The organism is Arthrobacter sp. THG-b23 (genome assembly GCF_059091265.1).
Map to the genome: position 1 here is coordinate 375,997 of NZ_JBNHGM010000002.1, position 23,365 is coordinate 399,361.

At 67.4% G+C, this 23,365-nt stretch carries 19 protein-coding genes, 1 tRNA gene and 1 other RNA gene; 15 read left to right on the forward strand and 6 right to left on the reverse strand.

Annotated features, from left to right (window positions below):
• The first annotated feature begins 170 nt into the window (after positions 1 to 170).
• The 3 genes from AC5RVD_RS05430 to AC5RVD_RS05440 all read left to right on the forward strand — a co-directional run bounded on the left by AC5RVD_RS05430 (position 171) and on the right by AC5RVD_RS05440 (position 2,089).
• On the forward strand, positions 171 to 1,085 hold the full coding sequence (locus tag AC5RVD_RS05430; protein ID WP_494126289.1) for an oxygenase MpaB family protein: 915 nt from the start codon (positions 171 to 173) through the stop codon (positions 1,083 to 1,085).
• Positions 1,086 to 1,320: 235 nt separating this feature from the next.
• Entirely contained in the window at positions 1,321 to 1,791 is a 471-nt protein-coding gene (locus AC5RVD_RS05435; protein WP_494126290.1) for a hypothetical protein, read from the forward strand.
• Positions 1,784 to 2,089 (forward strand): transcriptional regulator, encoded by a 306-nt coding sequence (locus tag AC5RVD_RS05440; RefSeq protein ID WP_494126291.1) that lies wholly within the window; start codon positions 1,784 to 1,786, stop codon positions 2,087 to 2,089. The genes AC5RVD_RS05435 and AC5RVD_RS05440 overlap by 8 nt, the downstream gene beginning before the upstream one ends.
• A gap of 109 nt (positions 2,090 to 2,198) precedes the next feature.
• Here AC5RVD_RS05440 and AC5RVD_RS05445 read toward each other — a convergent pair.
• A tRNA-Ser gene (locus AC5RVD_RS05445) sits at positions 2,199 to 2,286 on the reverse strand.
• 451 nt (positions 2,287 to 2,737) lie between these two features.
• Here AC5RVD_RS05445 and AC5RVD_RS05450 point away from each other — a divergent pair.
• The 5 genes from AC5RVD_RS05450 (at position 2,738) to AC5RVD_RS05470 (ending at position 9,752) form a co-directional block, all read left to right on the forward strand.
• Positions 2,738 to 3,778: a prenyltransferase/squalene oxidase repeat-containing protein gene (locus tag AC5RVD_RS05450; protein WP_494126292.1), complete on the forward strand. Its 1,041-nt coding sequence runs from the start codon at positions 2,738 to 2,740 to the stop codon at positions 3,776 to 3,778.
• Between the two features lie 7 nt (positions 3,779 to 3,785).
• Positions 3,786 to 3,881, forward strand: an RNA gene (ffs, locus tag AC5RVD_RS05455) — signal recognition particle sRNA small type.
• A 69-nt stretch (positions 3,882 to 3,950) separates the two neighbouring features.
• Entirely contained in the window at positions 3,951 to 7,643 is a 3,693-nt protein-coding gene (locus AC5RVD_RS05460; RefSeq protein ID WP_494126293.1) for a DNA polymerase III subunit gamma and tau, read from the forward strand.
• Between the two features lie 24 nt (positions 7,644 to 7,667).
• Positions 7,668 to 8,264, forward strand: coding sequence for a recombination mediator RecR (gene recR / locus AC5RVD_RS05465; RefSeq protein ID WP_493988596.1), 597 nt, complete (start codon positions 7,668 to 7,670; stop codon positions 8,262 to 8,264).
• A gap of 201 nt (positions 8,265 to 8,465) precedes the next feature.
• On the forward strand, positions 8,466 to 9,752 hold the full coding sequence (locus AC5RVD_RS05470) for an aspartate kinase (protein WP_494111122.1): 1,287 nt from the start codon (positions 8,466 to 8,468) through the stop codon (positions 9,750 to 9,752).
• Between the two features lie 63 nt (positions 9,753 to 9,815).
• Here AC5RVD_RS05470 and AC5RVD_RS05475 read toward each other — a convergent pair whose 3' ends face one another.
• Both AC5RVD_RS05475 and AC5RVD_RS05480 read right to left on the reverse strand, forming a co-directional pair.
• Positions 9,816 to 10,028: a hypothetical protein gene (locus tag AC5RVD_RS05475; protein ID WP_494111121.1), complete on the reverse strand. Its 213-nt coding sequence runs from the start codon at positions 10,026 to 10,028 to the stop codon at positions 9,816 to 9,818.
• Between the two features lie 74 nt (positions 10,029 to 10,102).
• Positions 10,103 to 10,315 (reverse strand): hypothetical protein, encoded by a 213-nt coding sequence (locus AC5RVD_RS05480; RefSeq protein WP_494111120.1) that lies wholly within the window; start codon positions 10,313 to 10,315, stop codon positions 10,103 to 10,105.
• Between the two features lie 76 nt (positions 10,316 to 10,391).
• Between AC5RVD_RS05480 and AC5RVD_RS05485 the strand changes: the two genes are divergently transcribed.
• Positions 10,392 to 10,871, forward strand: a complete 480-nt coding sequence (locus AC5RVD_RS05485) for a MarR family winged helix-turn-helix transcriptional regulator (RefSeq protein ID WP_494126294.1) — start codon at positions 10,392 to 10,394, stop codon at positions 10,869 to 10,871.
• Between the two features lie 113 nt (positions 10,872 to 10,984).
• Here AC5RVD_RS05485 and AC5RVD_RS05490 read toward each other — a convergent pair whose 3' ends face one another.
• Positions 10,985 to 14,164 (reverse strand): S8 family peptidase, encoded by a 3,180-nt coding sequence (locus AC5RVD_RS05490; RefSeq protein ID WP_494126295.1) that lies wholly within the window; start codon positions 14,162 to 14,164, stop codon positions 10,985 to 10,987.
• Between the two features lie 319 nt (positions 14,165 to 14,483).
• Here AC5RVD_RS05490 and AC5RVD_RS05495 point away from each other — a divergent pair, with 319 nt between their 5' ends.
• Both AC5RVD_RS05495 and AC5RVD_RS05500 read left to right on the forward strand, forming a co-directional pair.
• Positions 14,484 to 15,533: a 3-methyladenine DNA glycosylase gene (locus tag AC5RVD_RS05495; RefSeq protein ID WP_494126296.1), complete on the forward strand. Its 1,050-nt coding sequence runs from the start codon at positions 14,484 to 14,486 to the stop codon at positions 15,531 to 15,533.
• Positions 15,523 to 16,125, forward strand: coding sequence for an SSI family serine proteinase inhibitor (locus tag AC5RVD_RS05500; protein ID WP_494126297.1), 603 nt, complete (start codon positions 15,523 to 15,525; stop codon positions 16,123 to 16,125). Before AC5RVD_RS05495 ends, AC5RVD_RS05500 begins: the two co-directional genes overlap by 11 nt.
• Positions 16,126 to 16,217: 92 nt before the next feature.
• On the opposite strand, the gene AC5RVD_RS05505 is transcribed toward AC5RVD_RS05500, so the two are convergent.
• The gene (locus AC5RVD_RS05505; RefSeq protein ID WP_494126298.1) at positions 16,218 to 16,388 is read right to left on the reverse strand and encodes a hypothetical protein; all 171 of its coding nucleotides are present in this window, start codon (positions 16,386 to 16,388) and stop codon (positions 16,218 to 16,220) included.
• A gap of 222 nt (positions 16,389 to 16,610) precedes the next feature.
• Between AC5RVD_RS05505 and purS the strand changes: the two genes are divergently transcribed.
• From purS to AC5RVD_RS05525, 4 genes are all read left to right on the forward strand, one after another.
• The gene (purS, locus tag AC5RVD_RS05510) at positions 16,611 to 16,883 is read left to right on the forward strand and encodes a phosphoribosylformylglycinamidine synthase subunit PurS (RefSeq protein WP_493988587.1); all 273 of its coding nucleotides are present in this window, start codon (positions 16,611 to 16,613) and stop codon (positions 16,881 to 16,883) included.
• Positions 16,883 to 17,665, forward strand: coding sequence for a phosphoribosylformylglycinamidine synthase subunit PurQ (gene purQ, locus AC5RVD_RS05515; RefSeq protein ID WP_494111114.1), 783 nt, complete (start codon positions 16,883 to 16,885; stop codon positions 17,663 to 17,665). Before purS ends, purQ begins: the two co-directional genes overlap by 1 nt.
• On the forward strand, positions 17,666 to 20,080 hold the full coding sequence (gene purL, locus AC5RVD_RS05520; protein ID WP_494126299.1) for a phosphoribosylformylglycinamidine synthase subunit PurL: 2,415 nt from the start codon (positions 17,666 to 17,668) through the stop codon (positions 20,078 to 20,080).
• A gap of 133 nt (positions 20,081 to 20,213) precedes the next feature.
• Positions 20,214 to 20,609: a VOC family protein gene (locus tag AC5RVD_RS05525; RefSeq protein ID WP_494126300.1), complete on the forward strand. Its 396-nt coding sequence runs from the start codon at positions 20,214 to 20,216 to the stop codon at positions 20,607 to 20,609.
• 62 nt (positions 20,610 to 20,671) lie between these two features.
• On the opposite strand, the gene AC5RVD_RS05530 is transcribed toward AC5RVD_RS05525, so the two are convergent.
• Entirely contained in the window at positions 20,672 to 23,119 is a 2,448-nt protein-coding gene (locus AC5RVD_RS05530) for a penicillin acylase family protein (protein WP_494126301.1), read from the reverse strand.
• Positions 23,120 to 23,365 lie beyond the last annotated feature (246 nt).

The following is a 23,365-nucleotide window of genomic DNA, read 5'->3' on the forward strand; positions in this document are numbered from 1 at the left end:
TACGGGTCCGAGGGTGCGGGGTCCGGGCCTTCGGGCCTTCTGGGCTTCGGGGCTTCTGGGCTGATGTTCCCTTTCGAGGATGGTGTGTGCGAAGTCGACTTCGCACACACCATTCTTCTGCGTGCAGGCTCTCCCCACCCCCGGTGCGCTGCCGTTCCCGCTCACCCATAATGGGCTGTGTGGGCAACATCCTGACCCGCTGGCGCCGCGAACTGCGCGGCACATTTTCCGGACAGAGCGACACGGTCCCGCAGTGGGAGCTGGATCTGGAGAACGGCGACGACGCGGGCTACTTCGCGCCCGATTCGGCCGTCTGGGCTGTCCACGGCTCGATGCCCACGCTGGTTGCCGGGATCCGTTCCCTGCTCACCCAGACGCTGCATCCCGGCGCGTTGGCCGGCGTGCATGACTTCTCCGCCTACCGCGAGGATCCGCTGGGGCGCCTAGCTAACACCATCCGGTGGATTTTCACAGTCACCTATGGGGACACCGCGGCGGCGCGCTCCGCCTGCGACCTGGTGCTGCGCCTGCATGAACGCGTCCGCGGCACCTACACCGACTCCACCGGCGAGCAGCAGCCGTACAACGCCAACGACCCCCATCTGCTGCGCTGGGTGCACCTGACCTTCACGGACGCCTTTGTCACCGCGCACCTGGCCTACGGCCGAAGGCTGCCGGGTGGCCCGGACCGCTATGTGGCCGAATGGGCGAAGGCCGGCGAACTCATGCACGTCACGGATCCGCCCCGAACTTACGCGGAACTGCGCGCCCAACTGGCCGGCTTCGCCCCGGAGCTCGCCGCGTCGCCCACTATGAAAGAGACGGTGGAATTCGTCCGGCGGCCACCACTACCCCGCTCTCAACGGCTGGGTTACCGCATCCTGTTCGCCGCCGCCGTCGAAACGCTGCCCGAGGAGTACCGCCGCCTGCTGGGGCTGCGGCCGACCACCCCCCTGCCGCTGCGGATCCTCATCAAGCCCGCCACCCAGATTGTCCTCGGCGTCGTCCGGCTGGGCCTGAGCAAGACCGGTCCCAGCGAATCCGCCGCGCGCCGCCGCCTCGCCCGGCTCCGGCAGCAGGCCTGACGGCGCGACTCACGGGACGCAACTGTCCACGTTTAAAACGGCCCTCGAATAAACCCGCAGGCCAGGGGCTTGTCTTTTCTCCAAAACGTGGACAGTTGGGCCTAAACATGGACAAATGCTGACTGATGTAGCCACCCCAACGCATCGCACGGCTCCGGCGCTTGCTCCATCCGTGCACTCAACCACGCCGCGCATTCCTTGCCGGAGCGGAAAGTCATTCTGTAGACTTTCCGTTATGGAAAATAACTTTGACGGGCACCCGTCGGTCGAGGAGGCCGCTGCCAGCCTCCGCAACCTCGCTTCCGACCGTCAGGCATTGGCCGACGGCGTGCGCGTTCCCAAAACACTGCTGGCCGCACTCGGGGGCGTGGCGGCCTGGTGGGTGGCAGGAGCCGCGACAGCCACCCCCGGGGAGAACTACGAGCCCCCGGCTTCCGGCTGGTTGGGCCTGGTCGCCGTTCTAGTGATTGTTCACCTGATCCGCCGCGAAACCGGAATCCGATTCCGTAAGATGGGCCCACGCGCCGTAATGGCTGGGATCGCGGTCCTCTTGGTTTGCCTAACTCTTTTCTCGGTCTCACTTGGTCTGGTTTCCTTGGGCGTCGGCTGGGCCGTGGCGCTGGCCAGCCTGTGCGCCTTTGGCCTGGTTACGTGGCTCGCAGGAATTGCCTACCGCTCGGCGCTGGATCAGCTGCGTCATGATTAGGGCCCGGTTCGACGACGTCATCCACGCGCCGCTACGGTTACGGATCTGCGGAGTACTGCGGCCGGTGGAGCAGATGGACTTCGCTGTGCTGCGTGACACGCTGGACGTCTCGGACGCCACCCTATCGAAGCACCTGAAGACCCTCGTCGAAGCCGGATACGTCAGCCTGACCAAGGCCGCATCGGCGGCGCGCAAGGATGCCCGCCGCCTGACTTGGGTGACTCTCACCCCAGTCGGGCGGAACGCCTTCGACGGGCACGTGCGTGCACTGAAGGAGATAGTAGGCACTGCCGACTAAACGCCGATCCGACTCGCGAGCCCACTCCTATCAGGGGTCCGGGAGTTCCTGCGAGGCAAAACAAAAGCGGCCCTGCCTAGGTTTTCCCTAGTCAGAGCCGCTTTCTTGCTGGCGGAGGATGGGGGATTTGAACCCCCGAGGGCGTGAACCCAACACGCGTTCCAGGCGTGCGCCATAGGCCGCTAGGCGAATCCTCCAGATGTTTGCTCACAAGAGCAGATACCAGAGTACCCGAAACCGGACCGATGTGCCGAATCGGGCGGGAGCCCAAGGGGCTGAGCCTAGGAGTTCAAGGAGCTGGAGCCCGGGAGTCCACGGGGCTGCGGCGCGGGAGTCCGAAGAGCTCGGTCGCGCGATGCCAAGGGGCTGGGCAGGGGAATCCAAGGGGCTGGGGCACAGAAGTCTGGGGAGCCGGGGCGCGAGCCTCCCGGGGGCCGAGGGGCAGGCCTCCCGGGGGCTGAGGCGGGGCGATCAAAGCTCCCCGGCGACTGCCGCCTCCGCTCCGGAACGGGCCCAAAAATTGAATCTGAGACCCGGCGGGTACCACCGCCCTGTAGCTCTGGAAGGCTGCGACCGGCAGTGGCAAACTTACGCCATGGGTGAGGTGAGGGGCTGGGGGCAGCCCCTTTTCTAAGGGGACTAAACAACATGGCCACCGGTACAGAGTCAGCGGTAGGCAGCGTGCCACCGGCACGCATCTTGGACTGGCTGCTGGCCGGGGATGCGTCAATCCGGTTCCAGACCCTGCGCGATCTCTGCGACGCGCCGGAAGGCGAAGTGGCGGCCGCGCAAGCCCAAATTGCCGGCTCCGGCTGGGGAGCGCTGCTGCTCCAGGCGCAAGACCCGGACGGCAGCTGGGGCGGCGGCCTCTACAACCCCAAGTGGACCTCCACCATGTTCACCTTGCTGCTGCTGCACTGGCTCGGGCTGGCGCCGGGGCACCCGCAGGCCGTGGCCGGCTGCCGGAGGCTGCTGGACGGGGCAGAGTATTTCGACGGCGGGCTGACCTTCGGCCGGCATCAGGACCGGGCCGAGAACTGCATCACTGCCATGGCCGTGCTGGTCGGCTCCGAGCTGGGCCAGCGGCTCGACGGCGATCAACGGCTCGACAAGGCCGTGTCGTGGTTACTCGCCGAGGAACTGAACGACGGCGGCTGGAACTGCGAGGCCCACAGCTCACCGACCAAGCACGCCTCCTTCCACACCACCATCAGCACGCTGGAGGCGCTGGCTGCCTACCGGCACAGCGGCGGCTCGATCAAGGTGGACGTCGCCGAGGCACGCGGCCGCGAATTCCTGCTGATGCATTCGCTCTACCGGTCACACCGGACCGGGGCCGTGGCGCATCCTTCGCTGTCCCAGTTCCGGTTCCCGCCGCAGTGGCACTACGACATCCTGCGCGGCCTCGAGTACTTCCGGACCGAGGGCTGCCCGCACGATGACCGGATGACGCCCGCCATCAAAGTAGTGGCCCACGGACGGCGCAGCCCGGGCAACTGGGGCGGGTACCGCCCGTATCCGGGGCGGATGTGGTTCCGCTGGACCGCCGAGGACATCGGCCGCTGGGCCACGCTGCGGTGCTCCCGCGTGCTGCGCTGGTGGGATGCTCCCGACGCCGCTCCCGACGCCGCCGCCGGCTCCCCGACGGGCCCCGGCAGTGATTTCGGGCCGCCGCCCGAAGTCGGGTAGACTGTTCGTCGGCCCCTCATGCGGTGTCATCCTGTGAACTCCCCCAGGACCGGAAGGTAGCAAGGGTAAGCGGGCTCTGTCAGGTGCATGAGGGGTCTTTACTTACCCCCATGCTGCCTATCCCCAGCCCGGCCGCTTCGGCGTGCACGGGCCCAGTTTCAACCGATAGGGTTTGATCGTGAGTACAGCCCTTTACCGTCGCTACCGCCCGGACACTTTCGCGGACGTTATCGGGCAGGAACACGTAACCCACCCGCTGATGGCGGCGCTGCAGAAGAACCGCGTCAATCACGCGTACCTGTTCTCCGGCCCGCGCGGCTGCGGCAAGACCACCTCGGCCCGCATCCTGGCCCGCTGCCTGAACTGCGCCGAGGGCCCCACGCCCACCCCCTGCGGCACCTGCGACTCCTGCGTTGAACTCGGCCGCGGCGGACCCGGCAGCCTTGACGTCATCGAGATCGACGCCGCGTCCCACGGCGGCGTGGACGACGCCCGCGACCTGCGCGAGCGGGCCACTTTCGCCCCGGTGCGCGACCGCTACAAGATCTTCATCATCGACGAGGCCCACATGGTCACGTCGGCCGGCTTTAACGCCCTGCTCAAGATCGTCGAAGAGCCGCCGGAACACATCAAGTTCATCTTCGCCACCACGGAGCCGGACAAGGTCATCGGCACCATCCGCTCCCGGACGCACCACTATCCTTTCCGGCTGGTCCCGCCAGAACCGCTGATGCAGTACCTGGAACTGCTGTGCCGGCAGGAGAACGTTCCGGTGGCCCCGGGCGTCCTCTCGCTGGTGATCCGGGCCGGCGGCGGCTCGGTCCGCGACTCGCTCTCCGTGCTGGACCAGCTGATGGCCGGCGCCGGACCGGACGGGCTGGATTACGAACTGGCCGTTTCGCTGCTCGGCTACACCCACGCCTCCCTGCTGGACGACGTCGTCGACGCCTTCGCCGCGGGTGACGCCTCCACCGTGTTCAGCGCGGTGGACCGCGTGGTGCAGACGGGCCACGATCCGCGCCGCTTCGTCGAGGACCTGCTTGAGCGCTTCCGCGACCTGATCATCGTGCGCGCCATGCCGGAAAGCGCCCACGCGATCCTGCGCGGCGTCCCGGAGGACCAGATCGCCCGGATGCAGACCCAGGCCAACCAGCTGGGCGCGTCCGAACTCTCCCGGGCCGCGGACATCACCAACCAGGCGCTGACCGAGATGACGGGCGCTACCTCCCCCCGCCTGCACCTTGAACTGCTGTGCGCACGAATCCTGCTGCCTGCCGCCGACCAGGGCGAGCAGGGCGTCGCGGCACGGGTGGACCGGATCGAGCGCCGGCTCAGCTACGGCGGGGGCCCGGCTCCCTCCCCGGCAGTTGGCCAGGGGCAGGCGCCCCCCGTGCATGCCGCCGCGGAGCCCCCGCTCTCCGGGCCCGAAGCTGCGCGCGCCGCGCTCCGGGGAGCCAACGCCCACAAGGCCGAGCCCGCCCGACCGGACGCGGAGCGCGTCACTCCCCCGCGGGTGAGCACCACCGACTGGCCACGGGAAGACCAGCAGGGTCCCGCTGCTCCCGCCGCCAACAACTCCCAGCCCGCAGGCCAGCCTGCCCAACAGCACGACGGCGGAGCTCCCGCTGGCTCCGGGGGTACGGCACCTGCGGCGGCCGGAAGCTCCGGATCTCCGGATGCGTCCGGCGCTGCGGCCGGCTCCGAGGCCCAAGCGTCTTCCGCCCAGCCGCCTTCCGCCTCGGCATCTGCCGCCGATTCCAACCGTCCGACCGTCCCGTCGTCGGTGTTCGGGAACCCGCGCGACGGCAGCAGGCAGGACGCCGGCGTGCAGGTTACGTCCGACGTGGCCGTTCCGCAGGAAGCTGCTGCAGGATCCTCCGGCGAAAGCTCGGCCGACTGGGGTGGCACTTGGGGCGCCATGCCGGAGCCGGCTCCGGCGCCCGAAGCCCCGCGCCCCGCTCAGCCGGCTGGAAGCCAGGCTCCTGCATCGGGCCAGCCGACTCAATCTCCCCGGAACACAGCAGCGCCGACGGCGGCATCCGACCAGCGGCCCCAGGCACAGGGCCAGTCCCCGGCGCAGCAGCCCGAAACGCAGCGGCAGACGCAGGGAGCACCGCAGGCTCCGGCGAGCCCGGAACCAGCCGCACCCCGGGCGCAGGCCCCGGCCCAGCAGCAGCCACCGGCACGGCCGGAACCGGTTGCACCACACGGGCAGGATCCTGCCCAACAGTCTCCGGCGCGCCCCGAACAGGCCGCGCCACCGGCACAGGCTCCGCGCCAGGGCCAATCCGGCCCCCAGGCGTCCGGGCAGATCGAGATGATCCGCCGCGCCTGGCCGGAGATCCTGAACACGCTCAGCGGCATCCGCAAGGTGACGTGGATGAACGTCAGCACCAATGCCTCGCCGCTCAGCTTCGACGGCACGGCGCTGACGCTCGGTTTCAAGAACCAAGGTTCTGCCACCAACTTCAACAACGGCGACCACGCGGACAACGTGCGTCAGGCCATCCAGCAAGTGCTCGGGATTGACCTGCAGATCCAAACCGTCGAAGACGCGTCGGTGACAGCGGGTGAGTCAAACCCAAAAGTACCTACTAGCCGGCCGCAGCCGGCAGACGGAGGTTGGTCCGCCAACGCCGCGCCGGTAGGTGCGCCCGCGCCGGTTTCGGAACCGGTTGGGCAGGCTGTCCATCAGCAGCCCGGACCGGCCGCTGCCGGGATGGCCGGCTCCACGGCCGGCCCCCGCTCGGCGCCTTCTGTGCCTTCGGCTGAACCGGCGATGCCGGGTGCCCCGGCCACGCCGGTTGGCTCGGCGATGTCGGCCGTCTCCGCGACCGGCTTCTCGGGTGGTTCTGCGTTGTCGGGGGGATCCGGCGTATCCCCGGCTTCGGCTGTTTCCGGTCCGGCTGCCCCCAGCGGGGTCCCCGCGCCTACGGGCCTTTCAGCAGCAAGCGGGATGTCGGCGTCCACCGCCGCTTCGGCTCCCAGTGGCATGTCAGCAGGCTCAAGCTTGTCGGCGACCACCGCAGCTTCAGCCCCCAGCGCTACCTCCGCCGCGTCAGGGGCATCAGCACCCAGCACCGCTTCAGCCCCCAGCGCCATGTCCGCGGACTCAAGCTTGTCGGCGCCCACCGCCGCTTCAGCCCCCAGCAGCATGTCCGGGGTCTCCGCCGCGTCAGGGGCATCAGCACCCAGCGGCATGTCCGCAGCCACCGCCGCGTCAGCGCCGTCGGCCGAGTCACCGAACAGCGCCTCCGGCAACGGCCAGCGACCGCCGGCTCTGCCCGGGGAGAAGCCGGTGTTTGCGAAGTTGGCCGAGCGGATGGCAGCCCCGGGGGCTCCCGCCGCTGTCCCCGTGGCAGCCGGTGCACCATCGGCCTCGAACCACTCCGGCCCGGCGCTGGCAGGCTTCCCCGCCCCCGCAGTCCCAGCATCTTCCGCAGTCCCAGCAGCGGCGGTGCCCGGGGCTGCCGCCCAAACGAACACGCACCCCACCGGCCCCCTGTCGGCGCAACCAAGCCCGTCCGCCCCCTCCGCTCCGGTACAGCCGTCTCCGTACGACGACATCCCGTATGCCAACGACGAACCGCCGGCCGAGGAATGGGAAACGACGCCGGACCGGCACATGGCCGGGCAAAAGCGCAGCCGCTACCAGCAGTTGCTGGACCAGGCGAAGGCCACGCAGGCGACATCGGCCGCCGCGGCGCCGTCCCCGGCAGCCCGTGACCTAAACTTGAAGTACGTCGAGGACATCCCCAGCGAAGACGACGAGGCCATCGAAGATTCCGGACTGGTGGGCCGCGCTGCCATTGAAAGGCTCCTCGGCGGACGCCTGATCGAAGAACGAAGCCTCGACGGTTCCTAACCGCCCGCGGAGATTGAAGGTTCAGTGTACGAAGGTGCTGTCCAGGAGCTGATCGACGAGCTCGGCCGCTTGCCTGGAATAGGCCCGAAGTCCGCCCAGCGAATCGCGTTCCACATTCTGGAGTCCGATCCGGCCGACATGAAGCGGCTCGTTGACGCCGTGACACACGTCAAGGAGCGGGTGAAGTTCTGCTCCATCTGCGGGAACGTCTCCGAACAGGACACCTGCAACATCTGCCGCGACCCGCGCCGGGACCCGACCGCCATCTGCGTGGTGGAAGAGTCCAAGGACGTCATCGCGATCGAGCGGACCCGGTCCTTCAAGGGCCGCTACCACGTGCTTGGCGGCGCCATCAATCCGATCGGTGGCGTTGGCCCGGAGCAACTGCGCATCCGTGAGCTGCTCAGCCGCCTCTCGGACGGGCAGATCGAGGAAATCATCATCGCCACCGACCCGAACCTCGAAGGCGAGGCGACGGCGACCTATCTTGGCCGGATGCTCAAGACCATCGGCATCCCCGTCAGCCGCCTGGCGTCCGGCCTGCCGGTCGGAGGCGACCTCGAGTACGCGGACGAGGTTACCCTGGGCCGCGCGTTCGAAGGCCGCCGCGCCCTCACCTGACACCGACGCCGGCACCGTCGTCGTTATTACCCTGGCCAGTCATACTGCCCGTCCGCATTCTCTGCCGCACGCACTCCGGCGCTAGAATGGCGGTTGCCGCGCGGTGCGCAGCCGGGACCCGCGGCAGCAATCCATGAGCCCGGCGGCGCGCCCCGAGCGGCCGCCGTCCGGGCCCCAACCCAGGAGTTGTTTAGAGAACACATGAGCCTGATAGTGCAGAAGTTTGGCGGTTCCTCAGTATCGGACGCGGAGGGGATCAAACGCGTGGCACAACGCGTCGTCGACACCCAGGCCGCCGGCAACCAAGTTGTCGTCGTCGTGTCCGCCATGGGAGATACCACCGACGAACTGCTTGACCTGGCCGACCAAGTCTCCTCCAACAGCAGCGCCCGCGAAATGGACATGCTGCTGTCCGCCGGCGAACGCATCTCCATGTCGCTGCTGGCCATGGCCATCCAGGAGTTCGGCTCCAAGGCCCAGTCCTTCACCGGCAGCCAGGCCGGCATGGTCACCGACGCCATCCACGGCCGGGCACGGATTATCGACGTGTCGCCGCACCGGGTGATGACGACCATCGAAAAGGGCGAGATCGCCATCGTGGCCGGCTTCCAGGGCATCAGCCGGGAGAGCAACGACATCACCACGCTCGGCCGCGGCGGTTCCGACACCACCGCGGTGGCGCTGGCGGCCGCTCTGGGCGCCGACGTCTGCGAAATCTACACGGACGTCGACGGCATCTATACCGCCGATCCGCGGGTAGTGCACAGCGCCCGGAAGATCGATACCATCTCCAGCGAGGAGATGCTGGAAATGGCGGCCTCCGGCTCCAAGATCCTGCACCTGCGCTGCGTCGAGTATGCGCGCCGCTTCGGCGTGAAGCTGCACGTGCGCTCGTCCTTCAGCACGAACGAGGGAACCTGGGTACTGCCCGACCCCGACGACAAGATCAAGATTCAAGAGGGAGAACCCTTGGAACAGCCCATCATCTCCGGCGTTGCCCACGACCGCTCCGAAGCCAAGGTGACCATCCTGGGCGTGCCCGACATTCCCGGCAAGGCCGCGGAAATCTTTGGCATCGTGGCCGGCGCGCACTCGAACATCGACATGATCGTGCAGAACATCTCCACCCGCGGTACCGGCAAGACGGATATCTCCTTCACGCTGCCCATGGTGGAGGGCAAGGAAGCGCTGGAAGCGCTCAACGCGGCCCAGGACGTAGTGGGCTTCGAGGGCATTCTCTACAACGAGAACGTCGGCAAGCTCTCGCTGATCGGCGCGGGCATGCGCTCCAACCCCGGCGTCTCCTACAAGTTCTTCGAAGCCCTGCACAAGGCCGGCGTGAACGTGGACATGATCTCCACCTCCGAGATCCGCATCTCGATTGTCACGCACGCCGATCTGCTGGACACCGCGGTCCGCGCGGTGCACGCGGCCTTCGACCTGGACACCGATGAGGAAGCCACGGTCTACGGCGGCACCGGCCGCTGACGGCGTACCGGCGGAATCGTGAAGGGGCTGTCAGCAGTTGGCTGACGGCCCCTTCGTCGTGTGTCAGGCCTTGCGCGGCCTGCGGTATGCGTAGGCGTGGCCGGGCCCGCGCTCCACTTCGATCTCTGCCAGTTGCTCCTCCGACGCCTTCTCGGCCGCGTCGTGCCGGTGCACTACCGGAGAGTCAGACTCGATCCGATCGGCAGGGCCCCAGACCTTCGCCGCCTTCTCCGTGGCGCGCATGAAGCGGTCCATGAAACGCCCATTTCCAGCCATCTGAATCACCTTCTTGCTCAGAAGAATCCGTGGCATCAGTTTAACGAGGACCGGTACGCAAGAATAGAGCGCGCCTAGGCCGGCTTCTTCGGCACGATGTAGGTGCTGCCGTCCGCCCGCGTGACCGTTTCCCACTGCGACGCTTCTGCCTCGCGCTGCTTGAGCAGGGTTTTGTTCTCCTCGGTCATGGGATGGTCCACGCCGCTCTTCTGGGCCGGGCCGAAGACGATGCGGAACTTTCCGGTCGCCCGCATGAACGCGTTGACGCGGGACTTCTTCTCGGCCATGTGCGTGATCCTTCTTCCGGTGCCCGGTGGACTCTGCGGGCGCTTAACCCCAGAATAGAGCATGAACAATTAGCGCATGAACTTATGGAGAGTGATGGCCGTGACAGCGACGGCGGGGACTACGGACGACCTGCTGCTGGAGCACCAGCTGTGCTTCGCGCTGTCGGTGGCATCGCGCAGCGTGGTGGCCTCCTACAAGCCGGTGCTGGAGAAGCTGGGCCTCACGCATCCTCAATACCTGATGATGCTGGCCCTGTGGGAGCAGAGCCCGCAGATGGTCAAGGATCTGTCCGAGGCGCTGCAGCAGGAACCCGCCACCCTGTCCCCCATGCTCAAACGGCTGGAGCAGGCCGGGCTGGTGACCCGGGAGCGCGTGGAAGGCAACGAGCGGGCGCTGGCCGTTGGCCTGACCGACGCCGGAGAGGCGCTGCGGGAGGAGGCCCTGGCCGTGCCCGGCACCATGCTGGCGCGTTTAGGGCTCGAACGGGAGCAGTTGCGCGAGCTGAACGCCTCGATGCATGCGCTGATCAAGGCCGCGCGGGCGGCCAAAGACTAGCGCCGAGGCACGGTCCTGCCGGTAGATGCGGCGGGAGGGTGGCCGGTGGACGTTTCCACCGGCCACCCTCCCGTTTGTTCAGGTGTTGTCAGCGGCCAGGACCGCGTGTGCCGCTAGCGACCCGAGCGCTGCCCGGGCTGGGGCGAGGCGCTGCCGTCGACTATCACGGCGGCACCTTCAGCTGCCGGCGCCTGCGCGGCGGCCCCGTTGCCGGAGACGTTGACAGTCACCGCCGTGGAGGAGCCGTCGCCGAACTTCACCAGGCCAACCCAGCTGCCGGTGGTCAGGCCGGACCAGGTGGCGGTCACCGTGCCGGTCTCGCCGTTGGCCAGCTCCAGCGGATCCGGGCTGACCGCCAGGTTGCCGGCGTCACCGCTCAGCGCCACCGTGTCGATGGTCCCCTTGCTCGCCTTGCCGTCCGGGCTGCTGTACAGGTGCGCGATGGCGTAGTAGGTGCCCGGTGCCGGATTGTTGATGACCAAGGACTCGCTGGCCGAGGCCGTGGCCGCAGAGATCACGGTGCCCGCGGGGGTGAAGACGTACAGATCCCAGTCTGCCCCCGGGTCGGCCGCGGTGATGGAGAACTGCGCCAGCGTGGCACCTGCCGGCACCGCCTGCGGGGCATATCCGGTGCTGCCGTTGGAACCGATCACGGCGGGCTGTCCGGGGACCTTCTCCACTTCGGTGGCGTTGGCCTTGGCCAGGCCCTCGACCGCCAGGTCGATCGGCGAGTTGGTGCCCGAGGTGACCTCGATCGAACCGGTGCCGTCACCGCCGTCGGAAGCGAACGCCACGCTGGCGGGCGCAACCGCGGTGACCGGCCGGACGGCGATGGGTGAGGCAACCACGTGCTGCCCGCCGCCCCGGGCGCCGGGCTTGCCGGCCTTGCCCTCTTCTCTCCAGACCAGCTCGCCCATGGTGAACTGATCCAGCGGCGCGTCCGCGTTCTCGAAGGTGACCTTGAACGTGCGTTCCTGGCCGGCCTTCTTGAAGATCAGCTTCGCGGGCGAGACCTTCACGTTCACACCCGGCAGGTCCACGTCCGCCGTGTAGGTGCCGGGCTCCAGGGCGGTGAGCGTGCGCTCTACGGTGACCTTGCCGGCCAGCTTCCCGAGGGCGAACGACGGAACGTTGATGTCCTTGGATTCGACGGTGTCCCGCTTCTTCAGGCCCAGGTCCACGCCGGTGCCCTGGATGAAGCCCAGCCAGTCGTTGACATCGGCGTCGTAGGCCAGGCCGGGATCGCCCATGCGGGCGGTATCCACATGGCCGGCGCCGGTGGCGAAGCGGTCTTCGTTCACCGAGCCGTCCTCGGTGACCAGGTCGCCGGCGGTGGTCATCATCGCCGACTTCACGGTGGCCGGGGACCACTTCGGGTTCTTGGCCAGCAGCAGCGCCCCGAGGCCGGCCACGTGCGGTGCGGCCATCGAGGTACCGGACATGAAGCCGCTGGTCTCGCCGCCAACCACCGGGGAAACTCCGGCGAGCACGTTCACGCCGGGGGCCGCAACGTCCGGCTTCAGCAGGTTCGAGTCCACCGCGGTGGACGGACCGCGGGAGGAGAACTCGGCGACCTGCGGGACCGGGCTCTGGGGCAGTCCCGTGGTGTCACGGTCGCGCAGCGCCGCGGTCAGCGACGGATCTGCCGCAACCTTCTCCTTGATGGACGGGTCGTCGATGTGCACGGTGGGGACGGCGTGCAGGTCCAGGTCGAGCGACCCGGGCGTCACGTTGACCAGCACCATGCCGACACCGCCGGCCTGCTCGACGGCCACCGACTTGTCCGCGCGGGCGATCACGCCGCGGTCGCAGATGACGATCTTGCCTTCGACCTTGGCCGGATCTAGCTTGCCGGGGTAGCACAACCGTGCCTCGTCCCCGGTGGCACCGGCCGCACCCGCCTGGGCGGAAAGGATCAGCGCCGTCTGCGGAACCTCTCGGTTCATGATGGACGTGCCGCGGTATTTGGTGCCGTCAGAGAGTTCAACGGTGCCCTGCAGTTCGTTGGAGAACGTGCTGGCGGCCACCGTAGTCACCCAGGGCGCGCTGTGGTTGACGGTGGCGGGAGCCGGGCCCGAGTTGCCGGCGGAGGCGGAGACGAAGACGCCCACTTCGGCCGCGCTCAGGAACGCCACCGACACCGGGTCCAGCACGGAGTTGTTGTTGCCGGAGATGGAGTAGTTCAGCACGTCCACGCCGTCGAGAATGGCCTGCTCGATCGCGGACACGGAGGCCGAGGTGTAGCAGCCGCCGGTGGCGTCGTCGTTGTCCTCCCAGCAAATCTTGTAGACGGCAACCTTGGCGGCCGGGGCCACGCCGTTGCCGGTGCCGAAGTCGCGGCCGTCAACCGTCTGCGTCACGCCGCTGTTGCCGGCGGCCGTGGTGGCGGTATGGGTGCCGTGGCTGGCGATGTCCAGCGGGGAGATGGACTCCTGCGGGTGCCTGTCTCCCGGCGGGACGTAGGCCAGGAAGTCGTCGGCGTAGTAGCGGGCGCTGAGCACCTTGGAGTTGCATTCGGTGCCGTCGAAGCCGGAGCCTTCCTGGCCCGGCTGGCATTCGCCCAGGAACGTGCTGCCGTCCGCCTTGAGCATGGCGATCTTGCCGTCCGGCGTCAGGTAGGGTTCGCCGACCTTGGCCTTGCCGCTCAGCGGCTTGACCTCCTCGCCGGCCAGGAAATCGCTCTCCGGGTAGTAGCCGGTGTCGATCACGCCGACCACGGTTCCCTTGCCGGCGTTCTGCGCGCCGCCATACTGTTCGGCCCAGACGCCGTTGCCGCCGGGCAGGTCCAGGAAATCGGTGCTGGAGTAGTCCGGGTGGTGCTGCTCGTCCGGAGCTACCGCCGCCACGCCCGTCTTCTTGGCCAGCTCGGCTGCCTGCAGCCCGGTCAGCTCCGCCGCGAAGCCGTTCACCGCCGTCGTAAAGCTCTTCCCGATCTTCACGCCCTCGGAGGCAGCGACGTCGTTCTGCTGCTCCTGCAGGTGTGCCCGGTACTTCTTGGCGTTGGCGCTGTTTGCGTTCAGCTTCTCGCCGGGCGCGGGCTTCGTTGCCGCGATGCCGGACACGCCGCCCTCATAGGTGGCCAGCGGATCGCCCGAAAGCATCACGATGTAGCGGCCGTCCTCGTAGACGGCCTGCTGCCCGTCCGGATTCGAGGTGATGGTGCGCGCAATGTCGGCGGGTGCGGCCGCCGCCGGGCCGGCAAGCCCGGAGAGGATCAGCGGTATCCCCAGTGCGAGTGCTGCGGCAGAGCGCAATCCCTGCCGGTGCACAAAGCTGCTGCTTTGCTGTGTCATGAGAAGGAAATGCCTTTCATCCGGTGGACCGACCGCTTTGGCCGGCCCGCAGACGCAACCGAATGCCTATCCTGTGGGCCGTACGGCCCACAGGGTATTGGATTTCCCCGGCGTGCGAGGCCGGCCCCATCCCCAACTGTGACAACAGCCACATTGGTGCGTCTGTGGGATCAAAGTACCGCACCGGGAGGTCTGAAAGAACCGTTTCACCCTAGTTTTCGGTGCCGCGGCGGAAATCTCCTGCGGGTACTTCCCTGCCGAAGCCGGCGGTGCTATAAGCCGGGTGCCAATCTGCCCCGGCGGCTGGAACAATGGAACCATGGCGCCGCAGGTCCTCCTCGACCGTCTCCGGGTGCTCGAACCGGAGCAGTGGCTGCCGCGCGCCCGGGCCCACCGCGAGCGCGCCCGGCGCTTCACCCAGCCGTATCTGCAACGCCGCTCGGCCGGGCTGAAACACCCGGTGGAAGACTTCCTCTTCACCTATTACAGCCTCAAGCCGGGCCAGCTGTTGCGCTGGCATCCCGGCGCGGGCGTGGTGCTGACCGGCGCCGACGCCGGCGAGCGCCGCGGGTGGAAGTTCTACCGGGCGCTCACCGCCGCGGAGTGCCGCACGGCGGGTGTGGAGCACGACGCCGGTGCCGTCACCTTCGACGCGGAAGCTTTCCTTGCGGCGCGGGGAACCGCGGTGGCGTGCACGCGGGAAATCCTGGCCGGTGCGGCGTCGCGGCCGGCCCGGTTCGGCTGCTTCGGGCTGCACGAATGGGCGATGGCCTACAAGTCGCGGCTCAACGGCGTCCGGCACGACTACCTGGACCTGCGGCTCGGCGCCGATGGGACGGACCGCGTGGTGGACAGCAGCCGGATCAACTGCTCGCACTTTGATGCTTTCCGGTTCTACACGCCGCAGGCCGTACCGCTGAACACGCTGCGGCCCACCCGCGAGAACCAGCGGCAGATGGAGCAGCCCGGCTGCCTCCACGCCAACATGGACCTGTACAAGTGGGCGTACAAGCTGGCCCCGGCGCTGCCCAGCGAACTGGTGATGGACTGCTTCGAGCTGTCCTGGCGGATCCGCGAGCTGGACATGCGGGCCTCGCCCTACGACCTCTCGGGCTGGGGCTACGAACCGGTCAGGATCGAGACCACCGAGGGCCGCGCGCAGTACGTGGCGGCCCAGCGGGCGTTTGCCGACGAGGCCCAGGTGCTGCGCCTGCGGCTCCTGGAAGCGCTTGATGCGCTGGAGGCGCTGGAGGCGCTGGAGGCGCTTGACGTGACCGTGGGACGGAGGGGGACTCGTCGTCGCACCGTGCCGGCGCGCTGCACACCGCTCCGGGAATTATCCGAACGGAGGACTGATCATGGCGGTTGAGGCGAAGCGTCCGGGGCCCCAGCGGGCACCCCGTCAAGCGGCCGTGCTCCTGTCCTGCCTGCTCTTCCTGCCCTGGCTGGCGGCCTGTGCCCAGGACGGCCAGCCGCAACCTTCCCCCGGCATCGCGGTTCCCGCGTCCCCCGGCGACGGCGGCACCTCTTCCCCCTCGGAACCCGCACCCTCGAAGCCTGCCCCGTCGGAACCGGCACCCTCGAAGCCCGCCCCGACAGACGATCAGAAAGGAGTGGCCGTGGACGCCGAACTATCCATCATGCTGACCTCCGCGGACAGCGCCGCCCGGTTTGAGCAACTGCTGGTGTGCCGGGATTCCCGTCCCGCCGCAGGTTCCACGGTCAGCGACGCGGAGGCGGCGTGCGCGGCGCTGGCCAAGCACGGGGACAAGGTCTTCTTCGAGTTGCCCGATCCCAACCGCCTCTGCACCCAGCAATACGGCGGTCCGCAGCAGGCCCACGTCACCGGCACCTTCAACGGCCGCGAGGTGAACAAGCATTTCTCCCTCACCGACGGGTGCAAGATCTCCGAGTGGAACGCCATGGCCGCCCTGCTGGGCAGCCGCGCCGGCGAAGCCTGAGCCCGGCAGCGGCACCCGGCTGCCCGCCCAAGGCCGGCTCGGCGTACGGATGTTCGACGGGGGCAGTGTCGGCCAGCGCAGCCTCGACCAGGTCAGCGTCGGCCGTCGCGCATGATGTCGCTCACCCGGCGGTCAAGATCCTGGCTTGCGGCGCGGGCGGTCCGCCGGTCTTCGCGCTTCTTTTGGATGACCATCCGCCCAACGCCGCCCAGCACGACGGCGGCCAGGATGGGCAGCAGCATGGATTGCGGCTTTTCAGTCATAAAGCCATGCTACGAGCCCCGCTTGTCAACGGCACGGTTTTGCCGGGTTCCGCCGTCGTCGTCCCGTAAAATCAGCACCCCGGGTTGCCGGTAGAATGGTGCTGCAAGCTCGCGGAGCGCTGGGTCAGCGTGAGACGGCACCAATTGTTGGATTGACACTGCACTGAGTTCCGCGCGCCTCGCTTCGTTTGAAGAGCACAATCCAAGCACAGGAGTGGCCGGATGCCCCGGATCGTTGTTGATGTCATGCCCAAGCCCGAAATCCTTGATCCGCAGGGCAAAGCCATTGCCGGCGCACTGAACCGCCTGGGCCTGACCGGCTTCAGCGAAGTCCGCCAGGGCAAGCGCTTCGAACTGACGGTTGACGGCGAGGTGACCGAGGAACTTCTGGAACAGGCCCGGCATGCTGCCGCCACGCTGCTCTCCAACCCCGTGATCGAAGACGTTACCCGGGTGGAGGTCATCACCGAGGCGACCATCGGGGCCGGCGAATAATGACTGAGACTCCCCTGATCGGCGACTTCTCGCCCGCCCCCGACGCCGGCCTCTCGGGCGCGCGCATCGGCGTCGTCACCTTCCCCGGCACGCTGGACGACCGCGACGCGGCCCGTGCCGTGCGGATTGCCGGCGGCACGCCGGTCAGCCTGTGGCACGGCGACCACGACCTGCAGGGCGTGGACGGCGTGATCATCCCCGGCGGCTTCTCCTACGGCGACTACCTGCGCGCGGGGGCGATCTCCCGCTTTGCCCCGCTGATGGAGCAGATCGCCGATGCCGCCAACGCGCAGCACGATCCGCTGCCGGTGCTGGGCATCTGCAACGGCTTCCAGGTGCTGACCGAAGCACACCTGCTGCCCGGCTCGATGATCAAGAACAACCACCTGCACTTCCTCTGCCGCGACCAAAGGCTGCGCGTGGAGAACAACACCACCGCCTGGACCAGCCAGTATGAAGCAGGCGCCGAGATTGTGGTGCCGCTGAAGAACCAGGACGGGCAGTACGTCGCGGACGAGAAGACCCTGGACGAGCTGGAAGCAGAGAATCGCGTGGTGTTCCGCTATGCGGACGGGAACCCGAACGGGTCGCGCCGCGACATCGCCGGCATCAGCAACGCCGCGGGCAATGTGGTGGGCCTGATGCCGCACCCCGAACACGCCGTGGAAGCCGGCTTCGGCCCGGACTCCTCCGCCTTCGGCGACGTCGCGCTGCGCGGCGGCACCGACGGCCTGGGAATGTTCACCTCCGTATTGACGAAGATTGTGGCAGGTGCCAAGTAAATGACCGAGACCAATCCGACCAGCGCATCAGTGGACACCCGGCTGGAAACCGAGGCCGAGGCACGCAATGAGCACGTGCAGAGCTACGGCGGGGCGGCCGACGCCGTCGAACGCGTCGAGGGGCGCCAGTTCAACATCGACACCGTGGAGCATGCCGCGCAGACCCCGGACACGGAATTGCCCTGGGCCGAGCTGGGGTTGAAGCGCAACGAGTTCGACGAGGTCGTCAAGGTGCTGGGCCGCCGCCCGACCGCCGCCGAGCTGGCCATGTATTCGGTGATGTGGTCCGAGCACTGCTCCTACAAGTCTTCCAAGGTCCACTTGCGCCAGTTTGGCGACAAGGTCACCGAGGACATGAAGAAGCACATGCTGGTGGGCATCGGCGAGAACGCCGGCGTGACGGACCTGGGTGACGGCTGGGCCGTAACCTTCAAGATCGAGTCGCACAACTCGCCGACCATGGTGGAGCCGTACCAGGGCGCCGCGACCGGCATCGGCGGCATCGTGCGCGACATCATTTCCATGGGCGCGCGCCCGGTGGCCGTGATGGACCCGCTGCGCTTCGGCGCGATCGACCACCCGGACACCGCCCGCGTGGTCCACGGTGCGGTCGCCGGCATCGGCGGCTACGGCAACTCACTGGGCCTGCCGAACATCGGCGGCGAGGTCGTCTTCGACTCCGTCTACCAGGGCAACCCGCTGGTGAACGCACTGGCCGTGGGCGTCATGCGCCACGAGGACATCCGGCTGGCCAACGCCTCCGGCAAGGGCAACAAGGTGGTGCTGTTCGGCGCGCGCACCGGCGGCGACGGCATCGGCGGCGCCTCCATCCTGTCCTCGGAATCCTTCGACGACACCAAGCCCTCCAAGCGCCCCGCGGTCCAGGTCGGCGACCCGTTCGCCGAGAAGGTGCTTATCGAGTGCTGCCTGGAACTGTTCAAGGGCTCGCTGGTCGAGGGCATCCAGGACCTGGGGGCCGCCGGCATCTCCTGCGCCACGTCGGAACTGGCATCCAACGGCGACGGCGGCATGGACGTTGAGCTGACGTCGGTGCTGCTGCGCGATCCGACCTTGACGCCGGGCGAAATCCTGATGTCCGAGTCGCAGGAGCGCATGATGGCGGTCGTCTCCCCCGAAAACGTCGAGGCGTTTGAGGCCGTCATGGCCAAGTGGGCCGTGGAATACTCCTGGCTGGGTGAAGTCACCGACACCGGCCGCCTGGTGATCAAGTGGGACGGCGAGACCATCGTCGACGTCGATCCGCGCACCGTCGCCCACGACGGCCCGGTCTACAACCGCCCCTACGCCCGTCCGGAATGGCAGGACCGGGTCCAGGCCGACAGCTTCCGCGCCTCCGCGGCCGGCGCCAACCCCCCGGCCAGCGCCGAGGACCTCAAGGCAGCCGTGCTGGAACTGATGGCGTCCCCGAACATGTGCTCGAAGGACTGGGTGACCAACCAGTACGACCGCTACGTGGGCGGCAATACCGCACTGGCCATGCCCGACGATGCCGGGGTGGTCCGGGTGGACGAGGAAACCGGCCTCGGCGTTGCCCTGGCCACCGACGCCAACGGCCGCTACACCTACCTGGATCCCTACCAGGGGGCGCAACTGGCTCTGGCCGAGGCCTATCGGAACGTCGCCACCGTGGGTGCCGTGCCGATGGCCGTGTCCGACTGCCTGAACTTCGGCTCCCCGGAAGACCCGGACGTCATGTGGCAGCTGGCCGAAGCGATCCGCGGCCTCTCCGACGGCTGCATGGAACTGGGCGTCCCGGTCACCGGCGGCAACGTCTCGCTGTACAACCAGACCGGCAACACCCCGATCCACCCGACTCCCGTCGTGGCGATGCTCGGCAAGCTCGACGACGTCGGCCGCCGCACCCCGTCGGGCTGGCGCGAGGACGGCCAGGCGATTTACCTGATGGGCACCACCCGCGACGAGCTGGACGGCTCCGAATGGGCCAACCTGCGCGGACACCTGGGCGGCAAGCCCCCGGTCTTGGACCTGGCCGCCGAGAAGCTGCTCGGCGAGCTGCTGATCAACGCCTCCCGGGACGGCATGATCGACGCCGCCCACGACCTCTCCGAAGGCGGCCTGGCCGCCGCCCTGTCCGAGATGGCGCTGCGCTTCGGCGTCGGTGCCCGGATCGGCCTGGGCGAGGTCTGCGAGCGTGACGGCGTGGACCTGTTCACGCTGCTGTTCAGCGAATCCCAGGCACGCGCCGTCGTGTCCGTGGCGCGCAGCGAAGAGGTCCGTTTCAAGGACATGTGCGGCGCGCGGGGCTTCCCGTTCATGCGCATCGGCGTGGTGGACACCGAGAACGGCGCGCTGGACTTCCAGAGCGAGTTCTCCGTGCCGCTGGCCGAACTGAAGGACGCCCACGAGGGCACCCTGCCGAAGTACTTCGGATAGATTCCGCCCTGCCCAGGGGCGGGCGCAAGAGGGATGTTCCCAGCACCGCGGTGCAGGGAACATCCCTCTTCGTCTTCCCCTCGAGGACCGGCACCGCAGCACTGCCGGATATCCGTATCTGTATGCTGTGCCCATGACGGCACCGCAGATCTATATCAGTTTCCCCGGCACTGCCCGCGAAGCACTGGGTTTCTATGCAGAGATCTTTGGCGGCGAGCTTTCCCTGCACACCAATGAGGACTTCGGTAACAGTACGGGACCGCCGGGGCACATAGCCCACGGAATGCTGAACGGCGTGGTCGCCCTGGCCGGATCGGATGCGGCACCCGGCGAGAAGAGCGTCCGGCTCGAGGGCGTCATGCTCTCGTTGCTCGGGACGGCCGAGCCCGAGGTGCTGCACGAGTGGTTCGACAAGCTCGCCGTTGGCGGCCGGGTGGTCGATCCCCTTGCCCCGAAGCCGTGGGGCGCCTCCGATGGCCAGGTGATCGATCGTCACGGGCTTCACTGGCTCGTCGGCTACGAACAGTAGGCCCATAGGGAAAGCAGCAGGCGCCCACCGCCGGTGGCCGCCTGCTGTCGACTACGAACAGGTCACTTCAGTATTTTCTCGCTCTCGAGGTTGGCATCGAGCTGTTCCGGGTAGAGGTTTTCCGTCTTGCATTCGAAGTCCGCGTACATCTGCAGTTGATCAGCGTAGTGCGCGGACTTGGTGCCGTCGGGAGCGATGAAGCCGCTTTGGCCGGGCGGGGCGACGGTGCACATCTCGGCCTGCGAACCGAAGAGCGAGACGATGTCGTTCTGGGTGCCGCGGTTCATGTAGTCCGGCCCGGTCAGGTTCTCGTTCGGGTTCGCCTGGGGGACGCCGATAAAGTTCTTGTAGGAGAACTCATGCTGGGGCGCGGGCGCGGTCCAGTTGTTGCGGTCGGTGCCCTGTTCGGCCTCGAGCTTCTCCAGCGCCTGCTGGTAGGTGTCCAGCAAGACTTGCTTCTTGTCCACGCCATTGAAGAAGTCGACGTGCTGTAAGACGCCGGCGTCTTTGCCCAACAGGGCGTTGTAGACGAGCTTGCTGCCGTTTGCGGGACGGGCGAGACCGGTGCCCTGCGAGTAGCTGGCAAAAACGGAGGCCGGCAGGTCGTCCTTGAGCACCGCCTCGAACAGGATCGGCAGCCAGGCGTTCATGATCGCTGCCTCGGGGCCGTCGAGCTTGCCGTCGCCGTCACTGTCACGGCGCTGGCCATCCCATCCTGTCAGGAGCCGGACATCCTGGACCACCGGGTCCCTGGCGGGCAGCGTTTTGACGGCTTCCTCGAGGAACGGGCGGAAGTAGCGGATGTTCAGGTCCGCGAACGAGGTTTCTTCGTTGATGTTCCAGATCTCGTCGGTCGTGAACTTGTGCTGGTCCTCAAGCCGCTCAATGATCTCGTTGACGCGGTCCACTGGCGACCAGTTTCCTGAGCCTGCGTTGAAGCCGGCACCGGACTGGTTGTTCCAGTTCACGATATAGCCCTGCTTGGGGTTGTAGACCTTGGGGTTTTCGGAGAAGTCCCTGATTCCCTCCCACTCCATGGACCCGTCGCCGACGGCGGGGAGCCGCGGGTCGTGCCCTTCGGCACGGATCGGCAGCTTGCCTGGGGAGACGTAGCCGATGTTGCCTTTTTTGTCGGCGTAGTACCAGTTGATCGTAATGCCCACCTTCTCCGCCTGGGCCAGGTACTCCTCCCAGTTCTGGGCCTTCATGATCTTGATCCAAGCCATGAAGGACTGGATTTCGGTGCCGGCCCAGCTGCGTTTCTTTGAGTAGGCCGTGTTGTTCGCTTCGTCAAAGCTGGTCACGAAACCGTGGATCGTGGAGTAAACCTGCTGTTCGATCGGTTCCTGCCCGGCGACCTCGATCTTTTCGGTGCGGACCTCCATCGGCACCCAATCGCCGTCGTACTTGTATTCGTAAGGGTTTTCCGGGTTCAACTGCTCCTGGTAGACGTCGTTGACGTCCAGCGGTCCGGCGGTGGATCCCCAGCTGATGTCCTTGTTGGTGCCGAAGAGGATCGTCGGGTGGGCGAACGGCGTGTTGCCGGTAACGTCGTAGCCAGCCCCGTGCAGGCCGATGCCGTAGACGTAGGAGGGGTTGAACCAGGAGAACTGGGGCCCGTTGAGCAGCACCGAGCCTTTCTCCTTGCTCTTCTTGCCGCCGACGATCCAGAGATTGCTGGCCTCGGGCTGGAGGTTCGGCCAGTCGCCGCCGCCGAACTGCTTCATCCGCTCCAGGCCGTCATCCTTCAGATCATGGGAAACTTTGTTGAGCTTGGCCATCTGCGAGGGGCTGTCCGAGGCCAGCTGGTTCGGGCGCTTTTTATCCACGCGCGGCACGGTGGTGGGGGCGGTAGGATCTTCGATCCACTGCAGCTGATCGAAGAGGAGCTGGCCCTGCTCCGCGCCGTGTTCGGCGGTGAGCTGCTGGAGGACCTGCAGGCTGGAGAGCTCCCCGGCGCTGTCCGAGAAGCGGTTGGCCATGGTGCCGACCCAGATCATCGCCACGTCGTACCCTGACCAGCGGGAGGGCTCGAAGCCGTAATCGGTGAACTGCTTCGGCAGCAGGGCGCCGGGGTTGTCCATGACCTCTGAGATGCGCTTGTTGAAACCGGCCGCGTAACCGTCGAGGATGTCCCGGTCGTCGGCGGGCAGGGCCGAAATCTGCTCCCTGATGGCTTCCGGGTCGAAGGAGGCCCGGGAGCGCTTGTCGATCTCGACGTAGTCCGGGCCCAGGACTTCGGCAGAGGTGCCCAGAACGGCGCGTTTGGCCATTTCCAGTTGGAACATCCGGTCCTCAGCAACGGAATAGCCGTAGCCGTAGAACAGATCGCGGGTCGTGTCCGCGTAGACGTGCGGGACGCCGTAGGTGTCCCGCTTGACGGTGATAGCACCCGATCTGAGGACCTTTTCACTGTTTTGCTGCACGGTCTCCGTGGTGTCGGCCGCCGTAGCACCGGGGGCGGCAAGACCTGCCGCCAACCCGGCCGAAAGGACCAATGAGAGTGCCATGAGCGCTGGTTTCGTCTTTTTCACCTGACTCCTCGTCGAATCAATTTCCATGGAACTGCATGCGAATGCCGTCGGCAGCCCCTACCTGAACGGCACTGGTTGCATGGCGGCAACTTAGTGTCACAACGCCGCCAGGGGGCTGGCAATGGTTGCTGGTCTTAATTCCCGTCCAAACGTTCATTTTGTATTGACGTGGGAATCGGGCGCCTTCGCGCCCGTGGTTCTGCCGGGATTGCTGCAGCCATA